Origin of the sequence: Chryseobacterium sp. YR221 (genome assembly GCF_900176315.1) — a bacterium.
In the GTDB taxonomy this organism is placed as follows: domain Bacteria; phylum Bacteroidota; class Bacteroidia; order Flavobacteriales; family Weeksellaceae; genus Chryseobacterium; species Chryseobacterium rhizosphaerae.
Window position 1 is genome coordinate 737,267 of record NZ_FWXM01000002.1, and the last position, 13,282, is coordinate 750,548.

Annotated in this window: 11 protein-coding genes, 7 tRNA genes and 1 other RNA gene; 2 read left to right on the forward strand and 17 right to left on the reverse strand. The window is 36.2% G+C overall.

Annotated features, from left to right (window positions below):
• Positions 1-182: 182 nt before the first annotated feature.
• From B8967_RS08330 to rpsU, 15 genes are all read right to left on the reverse strand, one after another.
• On the reverse strand, positions 183-3,281 hold the full coding sequence (locus tag B8967_RS08330) for an efflux RND transporter permease subunit (protein WP_084085686.1): 3,099 nt from the start codon (positions 3,279-3,281) through the stop codon (positions 183-185).
• Between the two features lie 103 nt (positions 3,282-3,384).
• Positions 3,385-4,470, reverse strand: a complete 1,086-nt coding sequence (locus tag B8967_RS08335) for an efflux RND transporter periplasmic adaptor subunit (protein ID WP_047493545.1) — start codon at positions 4,468-4,470, stop codon at positions 3,385-3,387.
• 2 nt (positions 4,471-4,472) lie between these two features.
• Positions 4,473-5,720, reverse strand: coding sequence for a TolC family protein (locus B8967_RS08340; protein ID WP_228406091.1), 1,248 nt, complete (start codon positions 5,718-5,720; stop codon positions 4,473-4,475).
• A gap of 222 nt (positions 5,721-5,942) precedes the next feature.
• The gene (locus B8967_RS08345) at positions 5,943-7,307 is read right to left on the reverse strand and encodes an ATP-binding protein (RefSeq protein WP_084085688.1); all 1,365 of its coding nucleotides are present in this window, start codon (positions 7,305-7,307) and stop codon (positions 5,943-5,945) included.
• On the reverse strand, positions 7,308-7,988 hold the full coding sequence (locus B8967_RS08350; protein ID WP_047493539.1) for a response regulator transcription factor: 681 nt from the start codon (positions 7,986-7,988) through the stop codon (positions 7,308-7,310). It abuts the gene before it with no gap.
• Positions 7,989-8,191: 203 nt separating this feature from the next.
• Positions 8,192-8,263, reverse strand: a tRNA-Thr gene (locus B8967_RS08355).
• A 41-nt stretch (positions 8,264-8,304) separates the two neighbouring features.
• Positions 8,305-8,377: transfer RNA gene (locus B8967_RS08360), tRNA-Gly, on the reverse strand.
• A gap of 84 nt (positions 8,378-8,461) precedes the next feature.
• Positions 8,462-8,542: transfer RNA gene (locus B8967_RS08365), tRNA-Tyr, on the reverse strand.
• A 21-nt stretch (positions 8,543-8,563) separates the two neighbouring features.
• Positions 8,564-8,637: transfer RNA gene (locus B8967_RS08370), tRNA-Thr, on the reverse strand.
• 90 nt (positions 8,638-8,727) lie between these two features.
• Positions 8,728-8,800: transfer RNA gene (locus B8967_RS08375), tRNA-Gly, on the reverse strand.
• Between the two features lie 87 nt (positions 8,801-8,887).
• Positions 8,888-8,968, reverse strand: a tRNA-Tyr gene (locus B8967_RS08380).
• A 19-nt stretch (positions 8,969-8,987) separates the two neighbouring features.
• Positions 8,988-9,061 (reverse strand) — tRNA-Thr (locus tag B8967_RS08385).
• A 107-nt stretch (positions 9,062-9,168) separates the two neighbouring features.
• Positions 9,169-9,459, reverse strand: coding sequence for an HPF/RaiA family ribosome-associated protein (locus tag B8967_RS08390; RefSeq protein WP_047493536.1), 291 nt, complete (start codon positions 9,457-9,459; stop codon positions 9,169-9,171).
• The gene (locus B8967_RS08395; protein WP_047493533.1) at positions 9,456-10,343 is read right to left on the reverse strand and encodes a tyrosine-type recombinase/integrase; all 888 of its coding nucleotides are present in this window, start codon (positions 10,341-10,343) and stop codon (positions 9,456-9,458) included. Before B8967_RS08395 ends, B8967_RS08390 begins: the two co-directional genes overlap by 4 nt.
• Before the next feature lie 83 nt (positions 10,344-10,426).
• The gene (gene rpsU / locus B8967_RS08400; RefSeq protein ID WP_047493530.1) at positions 10,427-10,624 is read right to left on the reverse strand and encodes a 30S ribosomal protein S21; all 198 of its coding nucleotides are present in this window, start codon (positions 10,622-10,624) and stop codon (positions 10,427-10,429) included.
• A gap of 313 nt (positions 10,625-10,937) precedes the next feature.
• Between rpsU and ssrA the strand changes: the two genes are divergently transcribed.
• Positions 10,938-11,336: a transfer-messenger RNA gene (ssrA, locus tag B8967_RS08405) on the forward strand.
• A 137-nt stretch (positions 11,337-11,473) separates the two neighbouring features.
• Here the strand turns inward: ssrA and B8967_RS08410 are convergent.
• The gene (locus tag B8967_RS08410) at positions 11,474-11,806 is read right to left on the reverse strand and encodes a hypothetical protein (RefSeq protein ID WP_047493515.1); all 333 of its coding nucleotides are present in this window, start codon (positions 11,804-11,806) and stop codon (positions 11,474-11,476) included.
• Between the two features lie 18 nt (positions 11,807-11,824).
• Complete coding sequence (locus tag B8967_RS08415) at positions 11,825-12,280, reverse strand: hypothetical protein (RefSeq protein ID WP_123863264.1); 456 nt, start codon at positions 12,278-12,280, stop codon at positions 11,825-11,827.
• A gap of 146 nt (positions 12,281-12,426) precedes the next feature.
• Between B8967_RS08415 and map the strand changes: the two genes are divergently transcribed.
• Positions 12,427-13,191 carry a type I methionyl aminopeptidase gene (map, locus tag B8967_RS08420; protein ID WP_084085690.1) on the forward strand — a complete coding sequence of 255 codons (765 nt, stop codon included), beginning with the start codon at positions 12,427-12,429 and terminating at the stop codon, positions 13,189-13,191.
• The last annotated feature ends 91 nt before the right edge of the window (positions 13,192-13,282 follow it).

Sequence of the window (13,282 nt, forward strand, 5' to 3'; positions counted from 1 at the left end):
TTTGAGAATAAGGAGAACTTTTCTACAAATGTCGTAAAGATGGGGAACCCATTATTTTTGCAGCTATCATTTGTTTATAATTAATTTGCCAATTTAATTATTTTAATTGAAATCATACAAGAGAAAGCTAAAAAAAGACTTCGCCTCAGGAAAACCTGAGGCGAAATTATATAAAAACAATGTTAAATTGACCGTAATTTTTTGGTTCTGTTGAAAATCCAGAAAATAATAGGGAAAATAAGTAGGGTAAGGACAGTGGCCGTAATTAACCCCCCAATGATTACAATTGCCAGGGGTTTTTGAGATTCTGAGCCGATTCCCGTAGATAAAGCAGCGGGCATTAATCCGATAGACGCCATAAGTGCTGTCATAATCACCGGTCTTGTTCTGGATTTAACACCACTTAATATAGCCGTATCTATATCCATTCCTTCTTTTACATTCTGATGAAACTCTGTAATAAGAATGACCCCATTCTGAATACAGATTCCCAAAAGGGCAATCATCCCTACTCCTGCAGAAATACCAAAGTTTATTCCCGTCACATGCAAGGCAATAATTCCTCCTATCAGTGCAAAAGGTACATTAGCCAATACAAGAAGTGAATCTTTTATATTTCCAAACAGGATAAATAACAGAAAGAAGATCATCAAAATACTCACGGGTACTACCTGAGCCAATCTGTGTGAGGCACGCTGCTGGTTTTCAAACTGGCCTGTCCATCCTATAGAATATCCATCCGGAAGCTCAATTTTTTCCACTTTTTTCTGAGCATCGGCAATGGTACTCCCCAGATCCCTGTCTCTGATTGAAAACTTCACACCTATATACCTTTTTATATTATCTCTGTAAATAAATGCAGCCCCATTATCTTTTACAATGGTACTGATTTCCTTCAATGGAATTTTTGCCCCATCTTGGGTAGGTACCATCAGGGAGGCAATATCATTTTCATCTTTTCTGTATTCCTGGGAATAACGAAGACGAATCGGAAATTTCCTTTCCCCATCAAACATTTCGGAAGCTGTTTTTCCTCCAAAGGCCATTTCCAGAACTGCCTGTGCATCAGCGGGCATTACTCCGTACGCAGCCATTTTATCCCGGTCTAAAACAACACTTACTTCCGGTTGACCTATATTTTTAATGATTCCCGGATCTTTTACCCCTTTTACATCTTTAATTTTTAATAAAACTTCTTCTCCCAGCTTATCCAGAGTCTCTAAGTTGTCCCCATAGATTTTAATCCCATTTTCAGCTTTAAAACCGGCTACTGCTTCAGCCACGTTATCTGAAATCGGCTGAGAATAGTTGAATGTAATTCCCTGGTAGCTCCGAAGCTTTTTATCAATTTCATTAATTAATTCTTCATAAGTGATCTTACGTTTCCATTCTTCTCTGGGTTTAAGGTTTACAGCAAACTGTACAAATCCAAATCCATTGGGATCGGTACCATCATTACTTCTACCTGTCTGAGCCAGCACATCAGTCACTTCGGAAAAGCTCATAATATCTTTCTTTAAAAGGTCTGCTGTTTTAAGGGATTCTTTTAATGATGAGCTCATCGGCATTTCTGCCGTAATCCACAAAGAACCTTCATTCAATTGAGGTAAGAATTCCGTTCCAAGAAACTTACCTGAGAACAGGGTCAGCGCCAGGAAGGAGATGGCAACAATCATACTGGTCTTTTTATGCCTGAAGGTCATATTAAAGCCCTTTAACACAATTCTGTCCCAGAAATTGACAAAAGGATTGTTTTTTTCTTTTACATTCTTATTTAAAAGGATATGAGAAAGAACGGGAACAAGGGTTAATGTAAATATCAATGCACCTATCAATGCAAATCCTAAAGTAAAAGCCAGAGGTGAAAACATCTTTCCTTCCACTTTCTGGAATGAGAAAATAGGAATCAGAGAAGTGATGATAATTAACTTTGAGAAAAAGATAGCTTTTCCCAACCCGGTTCCGGTTTGCTTGATCCAGCCTCCTTTTGCCAGTTTATTGAATTTTTCTGTTCCATATTTATGGGCTTTATGGTCGAGCATTACAAAGAGTCCTTCCACCATGACGACGGCTCCGTCAATGATAATTCCAAAGTCAACAGCTCCCAATGAAAGTAGATTGGCACTCATCCCGGCTAATTTTAAACATAAAAATGCAAACAGCAGAGATAAGGGAATAATAATGGAAACAATCAGCGTAGTTCTCCAGTCTGCCATAAAGATAAGAACGATCACCGTTACCAGAATAATTCCTTCAATAAGGTTATGCATCACGGTACGTGTCGTAAAATCCATCAGATTATCCCGGTCATAAAAGGTTACCATTTTTACATCTTTCGGAAGAATCTTTTCGTTGAGTTCTTTAATTTTAGCTTTTACACCTATTAAAACTTCTCTTGGATTCTCTCCTTTTCTCATTACCACAATCCCTTCTACGGTATCTTCATGGTTATTCAGACCCGCCTGCCCTACCCTGGGCATAGAACTTTCATGCACTTCGGCTACATTTTTCACCAAAACAGGGTTCCCGCTGTCATTAAGGATGGTGATATTTCCTATATCAGCTACAGATTTTACCAAACCTATTCCTCTTACCACATAAGCCTGCCCATTTTTTTCAATGACATCTCCTCCAACATTCAGGTTACTTTTGGTCACAGCATCATATACCTGCAGAGGAGTTAAATTGTATTTATCCAGCGCGCGTGGATCAATACTCAGTTCAAAAACTTTATCCTGCCCTCCGAAAACATTAATATCTGCTACCCCCGGCACTCCTCTCAAAGCACGGTCAATAACCCAGTTCTGAAGGGTAAGCAATTTACGGGAGTCTTTTGTTTTACTTTCCAGGGTATATCTGAAAATCTCCCCGGTGGGCCCGTAGGGTGGCTGTACTTCGGGATCTACCTCATCAGGAAGGCTAATGGTTCTTAATTGGTTATTCACCTGATTTCTGGCAAAAGTATCGTCCACCCCATCGTCAAACAGAATTTTAACAATGGAAAGTCCAAACATAGTGGTACTCCTCACACTGGTTTTCTTCTGAACCGGGCTCATAGCTAATTCGATGGGAGTAGTAACAAAACGTTCTACTTCTTCTGCACTACGCCCATTCCACTGGGTAATGATTACAATCTGGGTATTGGTAACATCCGGAAAAGCTTCAATCGGCATGTTCTTGAAACTTATAAAGCCGGCAATGGCCAAAATAGCTACCCAGATAAAGGTAAATGCTTTATTTTTTAATGAAAAAGCGATTATATTTTTAATGAATTTATTCATGATAGATAAATTGATGACCTAAAAAAGCCGTTGAAATAAAATTATTTTTACATCTATTTTCATTTTTATCAACCCCCTAAGGCTGATAAAGAATTTAATAGAGTTAGCTATTCAGGGAACGGTATATGAGCAGTTGATTGTTGGTAATCACCTCCTCTCCTTCAGTCAATCCATCTGCAATATAGGTAACATCACCTACCTGTTTCTGAACCTTAACTTCTTTTACCTTCACGTCTGTTCTGGATTTAAAAACCACCACAAAACTTTTGTTATCATCAAAGATTACTGCCTTAGACGGAACGGTCAGCATACTGTTATTTTCCAAACTGGAAACTTTTATCGTAGCCTTGCTATCCGGAATCAGTAAGCCATTGGCATTATCCAGAACAACTCTGGCCTGCATTGCATTGGTTTGCGGATCAATAATTTTGAATATTTTATCAATTTTACCATCAAAAACTTTATCCGGATAAGAAAGGGTAGAAACCTGCGCTTTCATTCCAAGGCTTATTTTATCAATATCTGATTCATTAACGTTCATGATCGCCCATACATTTGTGGTGTTGGCTACATCAAAAATATTTTCACTTCTGTCACTTCTCAGCTGCATATCCTTATTGATACTTTTCTGAACAATATATCCGCTAATTGGAGCTACCACACTGTAAATATTTCCCGACTTTACATTATATACCGTACTTATAGCAGAGGCTCTCTGTAACTGATCCTGGGCTTTCTGTAACTGGCTTTTAGCTTCCAGTACATCTCTTTCTGTATTAAGTTTTCCTTCGTACAACTCCTTGGCAACCCGAAGATTATTCGTAGCCACTACCAAATCGGTTTTTGAGTCGCTTACATCTTTTTGGACCTCTGCGAGTTCCGTACTCCTGATGGTCGCTAGCACCTGCCCTTTCTTCACGTAATCTCCCAGCTCTACATTTACACTCATTACGTTTCCTCCTACAAGCGGATATACATCTATATAACTGTTTTTGTCTGCAGAGATCTTTCCGTAAAAGCTATACACATCTTCTATATTCTTTTTCTCTACTTTAGCTAATGAAATAGAACCCAGCATGGTATTACTAAGCTCAAAACCTTTCTTAGCCTGGTTTGTTTTTTCTTCCTCTTTTTTTGAACAGGCCAATAATGATAAGACCATCAATACAGGGATAATATATGTTTTCATTGTTAATAGAAGATTTTTGTTTGTACTAATTGATTGAGTTGTTCTGCAGAAAGCATAATCTGTTTCTTCATTTCGTAAATATGTAAAATACTTTGTTTGTAGCTTTCCATGAAGTCGGTAAAATCAATAAGACTTACGTTTCCTCTCTGGAAATTACTTACAATTCCCGTAAATACAATATCCATATTCTTAAAATCATGAGGCTGTAAGGTATAATATTGTTGATATTGATTATCCCATATTTTATAAGTGCTATTAACCTGGGCTGCTAGCTCTTCCTTTTGTCTGGCTTCATCTTTTTTACTTTCCTCTATCTGGTATTCAGCCTTCATTTCATTTCCTTTATTTTTTTTCCATAGTGGTATGGGTATTCCAAAGGAAACAGCTACCTGATTGTCAAAAGCTGCACCTCGTTGTGTGTAACGGGCACCTACTGTAAGGTCCGGTATATTGAGAGATTTTTGCCATTTTAGGTTCAATTGGCTGCTTTCTGTTATTTTAATGAAGGTGAGATAGTTTGTATTATTCTCCAATGCTTTCTGTTGCAGTTCTTCCACACTTGTTAAGGGTTGTCTGTTAAACAGCTTCTCCAGTTCTTCATCAGAGATAATCGGCTGAATCTCCGTTTGACTTCCGGTAAGCAATTTGAGGGTTTGTTTTTGCTGAATAATATTATTGGTAACTTCTGTTTTATCACTCTGCAATCCAATGACCAGTGATTGAAGTCTCACCACATCTTTCAATGAAATATTTCCTTTTTTATTCTGACTCTCGTAGGCATTTAACAGATTGATGATATATTTAAGCTGAAGATCTATATTAACTTCTTTTTTTTCGTCAAAAATAATACTGTAAAAAGTATTTCTCAATTGTGTTCTTAAATCTATAATAAGCCCTTTGAACTGTAGCTCTGCAATCTCCTTATTTGATTTTGCAAAAGCCACTTCATTCTTTCTTTTACCTCCCAAGGTCAAAAGCTGATCTACTCCAAATTCTTTTGCTCCTGTACTCCCTATATGAAGAATTTTATTATTCTCTGGATCTATAGCATTCAATTCAACAGACAAATTTGGTAAATCCCATATTTTTGCCTGAATAATATCTGCTTCTGCTTCACTAATATTATATTGTGCAGCAAGTAGCTGGAGGCTGTTCTTCTGGAATGCTTCTTCACAATCCAAAAGAGACATTTGCTGCTGCCCAGCCACGAATGAGGAAATGGCCAGAAACAGCATAGTTATTCTGTTCATTATTTTTCTTTTTAAATTACAAAATTGCTTTCATACGATTAAAAGAAACTTAAATGAGCCTTAAAATAAAATTAAAATCTCTGTGAACAGGCTATTTCAGAAGGTCTTTCAATAAAAATAAATTTTATTTTTTTCTCCACATATTGATTTTTTATTTAAAATTCCAATCCCTAGCTTAAAGAAAATAGAGTGTAATTCTAAAAATAAACGATAATATGGAAATTACTTTTTAAAAATTACTGTGAATTTATTCAGGTATTCCTCAGGTGAAGAATATACAATTTCAGAATCATGGTATTCGAGAATACGCTTCACAATTCGCAATCCTAGTCCGGATCCGGATATATTCTGAGCGTTATTTCCTCTGGTAAAGGCTTCAAATAGTTTAGACTGCTCTTCTTCAGGAATTATATCCCCATGAGATATTACCTCTACAGAAAGGCGGTCGTTTGTTTCGGTGATTAAAACGTTCACTTCAGTATTATCAGAATATACTGCAGCATTTTTAAATAAATTAATAAAAATGATAACTAATAAAGAGGGTATTCCGTCTATCGTGAGAAGAGCATTTTCAGAAGTATCTTCGGTAATGAGAAAATCAAGCTTAAGATCGGGATAACTTTTCTCTACCGCTTCAAAAGCTTCAAATATTACTTCATCAATTCTTACCTCTTCATAAATACTCTGAATATTCTCTTTATCAAACTTGGTGAGAAGCAATAATGAATTGGTAAGATCTGACAGCTGATACACATCCCTCTGAATCTGCTGTAATGCAGACAGGGTTTTAGGAGAGTGCTTCTCAAATGTAATCAGGTTTTCAAGCTGAAAAGCCATTCTTGTGATCGGAGTCCTTATCTCATGTGAAGCACTCGCTGTAAAATCTTTCTGGGACTGAAACACATCATTCAGTCTTACGATCATGGTATTGAAAGACTTTGCCAAAACGCTTACTTCATCATTCGACTGTTGAACCGGAATCTGTTTTGTTAATTGATGGGCGGTAACTTCTGAAATTTCCTGATTCAGGTCTTCCAGAGGGCGCAGGAATTTTTCTACGAAATAATAGCTGAAAAAACCAATCAGAAGGGTACTCATCACATATGCCAAAATCAAAAGATATTTAAGATAGGTCAGTTTTGATTTTCCATTGGTGTCAAAAGCACTGGTAAGGATATAGTAGTTCTCGCCATTAATATTTCGCAAGGCAGCATAAATCTCCGGAACGGTCTTTTCAGTATAGATGATCTTTTTTTTGTCCAGTTCTTTAAGCATGGTAGTATCCCATGTGACATTCCGGTCTTTGATCGTACTATAGATCAGTTCTTTCTTGTCATTGAAAATTAAAATCTTTTCATTCAAAAGAATGTTGTCTGAATTCTCATTAAAAAAAATAGGCGCTTCTTCTTCAAAATCTTTAGATCTTGAAATAAAATGAGTGGTAAACTCCAGTCTTTGCCTGAACCTTTCCTTAAACTCATCCCTTCTAAAATCATTGAAAGATAAATAAATGACAGCCATCACCATTCCAAAAAGCAGTGAAAAGGCAATACTGATCGTTAAAGCAATCTTTCTTTTTAAAGACATTTATAATGGACTTAAGTAATATCCAAACCCGGAGCGCGTATGGATCAGTTTTATTTTAAAATCCTTATCAATCTTTTTTCTTAAAAAATTGATATAGACCTCTACCGTATTGGTATTCGTATTAAAATTATGTTCCCACACATGTTCTGTGATCTGCTGTTTAGAAACAGTCCTTCCTTGTGCTTCGGCAAGATAGACCAATAGCTGAAACTCTTTTAAAGTGAGTGTAATCTCATTACCTCCACGGTATACTTTCTGTTCTGTTTTATTGATGATAAGATCGTCAACTCTGATAATATCCTGATCGGAAGCATCAGACGGAGCTTTTCTTCTCAGCAAAGAATTGATTCTTAAAAGCAGTTCTTCAAACTGAAAAGGTTTTACAAGATAATCATCTGCCAGCCTGGTGAAGGCATCTTTTTTATCCGAAATATCTCCATACGCCGAAATAATGATGATAGGTGTATTTTTATCAAAAGAACGGATGGTTTGGCAGACATCCAATCCGTTTATTTTGGGAACATTAATATCCAGCAGATACAAGTCATAGGTATTGTTTTTAATCTGACGAAGAAAAGTTTCTCCATCATAGATTTTATCACAGTTAAAATTATTAGATTCTAAAAATCTGCAAAGTTCTGCGGAAAGAATGAGATCATCTTCTAGTAAAAGAATATTCATCAAAAATATATTTTACACGAATTTAACAAAAATTTTATGATTGCAATTCTAAAGATGATATAAAAAAAATTAAACACCATCCGGATAAGTTGTCAAAGCAACAGATGAAGTGAATCATAACACTCGTTCTATTTTTCGGCTTTTACTTTTATCACTGAATTTTGGGTAAAAAAAATTCCCGAATGAAATCCGGGAAAATTGAGAGCCAACTACGGGACTTGAACCCGTGACCTCTTCCTTACCAAGGAAGCACTCTACCGCTGAGCTAAGTCGGCATCAAATAAAAAAATCACACTGAATTAGCATGATTTTTTTGAGCGGAAGACGGGGGTCGAACCCGCGACATTCAGCTTGGAAGGCTGACGCTCTACCAACTGAGCTACTTCCGCAATTTTGCTTCCAAAATTATTGGTAAACGCTTTGCAAAACTAAGAATATTTCTTTAATTCTGCAAGTTTTTTTTAATATAAAAGTGGGGAGAGCAGGATTCGAACCTGCGAAGCCGAAGCAACTGAGTTACAGTCAGTCCCATTTAGCCACTCTGGAATCTCCCCAAAGTTTTTATATTAAAATAGAGCCTCCAGAGGGATTCGAACCCACGACCCCGAGATTACAAATCACGTGCTCTGGCCAACTGAGCTATGGAGGCATTTTAATAATTGAACTGAAACTGATGGAGAAACTCTACTCTATACATTTCAGCTGTTAAAAATATCACTTTTATAAGGTGATTATTTTGAGCGGAAGACGGGGGTCGAACCCGCGACATTCAGCTTGGAAGGCTGACGCTCTACCAACTGAGCTACTTCCGCAATTTTGTTTCCAAAACCATTGGTAAACGCTGTGCAAAACTAAGAATAATTCTTTAATCCTGCAAGTTTTTTTTAATAATATAAATGTGGGGAGAGCAGGATTCGAACCTGCGAAGCCGAAGCAACTGAGTTACAGTCAGTCCCATTTAGCCACTCTGGAATCTCCCCAAAGTTTTATATTAAAATGAGCCTCCAGAGGGATTCGAACCCACGACCCCGAGATTACAAATCACGTGCTCTGGCCAACTGAGCTATGGAGGCAAATTAAAAAGAATTCAAAAGATCGCTGTTCCTTTTTTGCGAGTGCAAATATAGAACGGATTTTTTGAATTCTCAAATTTTTTATAAACTTTTTTTAACTTTTTTTCCTAAGCCATTTCTTTTTTCTTGATTAGTAGCTTTTTAGCTGTATCCACGCATAGATCCAAACTTTCCTCAAAAGTTGCACTTGTCTTCTTAACCACAATATCGTCCCCCGGAACAGCCAAAATAATCTCAGCAGTTTTATTAGCTCTATCGGAGTTATTTTCCACTTTTAAGAAAACCTTGCACTCCTGAATTTTATCATAGAAGGTTCCTAATTTGCTTACTTTTTTTTCAATGTGTGATTCTAGTGGTTCGTGTGGAGTTAAACCAATTGATTGAACTGAAATCTTCATAATTCTTCTTTTTTAGACGCTCGAGGATGAGCTTGATTAAACACTTTTTTCAATTGTTCAATATTAGCATTCGTATAGACTTGAGTACTGGCAAGACTTGAATGCCCTAATATTTTTTTTACTTTGGAGATCTCCGCCCCATTATCCAACACATGAGTAGCAAAGCTATGCCGAAGGATATGAGGACTTTTTTTTTCTTTCGTTGTAACAAGACTAAGGTACTTATTAACTACCACATAAACAAATTTTTCATTGAGTTTTTTCCCTTTCTTATTCACGAAAAAACAGGATTTGAATTCTGCCTGTGGATTTCTTATTTCCAAATAACTTTTAAGGAGCTCAGACAGATCTTCGGAAATGGGAACCACTCTTTCTTTATTTCCCTTTCCAATTACTTTTAATTCATTTCCTTCTATATCAACATTCTCAAATATCAGGCCACAAAGCTCAGCTTTCCGTATACCGGTTTGATACAGTACTTCAATGATACATTTATCCAGGATATCATGGGTGTGTTCTAAAATCCGCTCGCTAAGATCCCCCATTTCCTCTTTAGACATGGGTATTTGCTTCTCGGGGTAAAATTTCAGGGAGGAAACTCCTTCCACAGGAGAAACCTTAATTTCACCTATTTTTAGAAGGAAAAGGAAAAAACTGCGGAGTGAGGATAATTTTCTATTGATACTTCTTTTTGAAATACCATGCTCACTTAATTCTACAATAAAGTTTCGGATGATTTTTTTATCTGCCTTAAAGATATCTTCTGACGACTCTGTTTTAAGATAGAAACAGGAAAAGTCATCAAGGTCTTTTCTGTAGCTTGTAATAGTATGAGGAGAATACCTCTTTTCAAACTCTAAATATTCTAAAAACTTATTCAGCATTACATCAGGTATAAAAACGAAAAATTCACTCCTCAAATATAAGAATTTAAGGAGTGAATTAGTATATGGTCTAAGAAAAAATCTTAAGCCTGTTCTTCTTTACTAAGTGCTCTTTGTTTGTAAGCAGCTTTCAGTCTAGATTGTCTTAAAGTCACAGAAGGCTTAATAAACTGTTGTCTAGATCTTAATTGACGAACTGTACCTGTTTTATCAAATTTTCTCTTGTATTTCTTCAGAGCTCTGTCGATGGATTCACCATCTTTTACTGGTATTATTAACATATTTTACATCTCATTTTGGATTGCAAAACTAGACATTTTTTCTTAAATCACAAAACATATACCCAAAAACTATCACATTTAAACTCAATATCGGATCAAAAATCCAGTATTAAAGGGCAATACATGCAATAATTATTTTATCCACAATTAATTAACATTCCATGATAAGCATCCTGTTTTATTGATCCTGCCCTACCCTTTTTCTCCTTTCAATCACACCAAACAGATCTTCTTATTACTTATTCGTCACAAAAAAGACCTACAATAATGATATATAAACAAAAAGCATTATCTTTGCATTCACTTTATTCATGGGGTTGACTGGTTTCGACAGCAAGATCAATGGGTAAGTAAGCATGCAGAGAACCGTAGCGCGATCTCTTAAATCCCTTGCTACACAACTTTAACTGGCAACGAAGAGTTCGCTCTTGCAGCTTAATATCGAAGTATAGTAGATCAAGCGTTTTCCTGAAGATAGTAAGGAAGCAAGATATCTCACAAATGCTCTGTTCTGCGGCGTTTGATCCTGGGATATAGGAATGCGGGAATAAGGTTTCAGATGCTTTGGCTGAAACTCGAAAACTTTAGAAGATAAGCTGGAAGTTGGGTGTCTGCCCTCTGCCTTCAGTCGAAAATCAATGGTAGAATAAGCATGTAGAAATCTTATGTATTGCTTGTTTGGACGAGGGTTCGAATCCCTCCAACTCCACTAAAAGACAAAAGAGAATTTGTAAATTATTACATTTTCTCTTTTTTATTTTACATCCAAAACGCTCCAATTTTAAACAAAAAAAAGAGCAAATGAATCATTCTTCACCTGCCCTTTATTAAGTTGTAACAAATCTTTGTTTATAAAATAGTCCAGCCTATTGCTGTATTTACCGTATTTCTTACGACATCCAGCGCTGCATTAATTGCATTTTCAACTGCTAATATCGTCAACCCATCTATGGTTAAGAGAACAATTCTCATGGAACCCTTTTGCATTTCAAGATACAATTTCGCTTTCTCTTCAGTGATTTTCCCATCAGATTTTAGCTTATTAATTAACTTGATATTGTCTACGAAAGAGTTTAATTCTGCTTTTGCGTAAGGCTGAGCATCATTCCAGTCATTGGTGAATGATTGTTTCATTGCCGCCAGCATATCTTTCAATAATTGACTATAGTCTATATCTGCCATTTTAATTCGTTTTTATGGTTATTTTTTTTCACCTCTTTTCAGGCCAAGCTGTAATTTAGTAAGGGCTGTAAAAATAGTATTACACTGGCTGTTGATAAGATCCACCTCGGAAACATCATTAAAACCAAGCTTATGGACCTTCTCTAAATTGTCTATGTATGTGGCCAATGTAGAAACCTGATCCTGTACTATTTTATTATTATCGATGGCATTAGTCCGGATTTTAAGGGTCTCCAGATCCACTTTAACCTCCTGATAAAAGGGTTTATAGTTAACATACTTAGCCTTATCAGTACCAATTTCATCCCGGATTTTAACGACAAATCCGGTCACTTTTTCCTGCAGCGCTACAATCTTCTTGTCTGTGAGTTCGTCATAATCACTGATAAGCTTAATAGAGGTGCAGCTAGTCAATATAACAAGCAGGAAGCTCATCAGTATTGATATTCGTTTGTTTAAAATAATTGAATTCATGGAATTAAATTGTAATGGTTTTAGCTAGTCTAAATTTACCTGTTTTTCTTTATCAAAGACAAATAAATTTATATTTTAATGAATGTATACCTATATATATCAGTAAAATAAAGATATAATACTTACATTTAAGAAAAAAAAAGAAAATGTCAATAACAAATGAATATGAATTAACCGGAATGCAGAAAGTAAGTGAAGCAGTTGCATATACTTTGAAGGAGATGATTCATTATGCACAACCTGGCATGACGACCAAAGACCTTGACGAATATGGTGCCAAGATACTTGCAGGGTTCGGTGCCAATTCTGCTCCTTATCTTACCTATGGATTTCCAGGCTGGACATGCATAAGTGTAAATAATGAATTTTGCCATGGCATCCCTACAGAACAACGGATTTTACAGGAAGGAGACTTAATCAATATTGATGTTTCCGCAGAGCTTAACGGTTTCTGGGCAGACAACGGAGGTTCTTTTATTGTTGGAAAAGACATCAACCAACATCAAAACTTAGTAGATGCCTCTAAATACATATTGGAAAAAGCAATCAGCAATATAAAAGGAGGAGTAAAAATAGCAGACATCGGACAGCTTATGGAAACAGAAGCTAAAAAAAGAGGTTTTAAAGTCATTAAAAATCTTGGAGGTCATGGCGTAGGGAGAAGCCTTCATGAAGAACCGGATGAATTACTGAATTATAGAAATCGTTTCGATTCCAGGCGGTTCAAAAAAAATTCTGTAGTAGCCATTGAAACTTTTATTTCCACCTCTTCAACTATTGCAGTAGAGCTTCAGGACGGATGGACTATGGTAGGTAATAAGGGAGGACATATGGCTCAGCATGAACACACCATTCTGATTACCGACGGAAAACCTGTGATTTTAACAGAAATGAATGGTATATTGAATTAAAAACATTCATACGGCAACTTCGATCCGGGGTAAAAAGAATTAAAACGAGCTTTATTTAAAAGATAATGGCTGTATTACATAAAAATTTTAT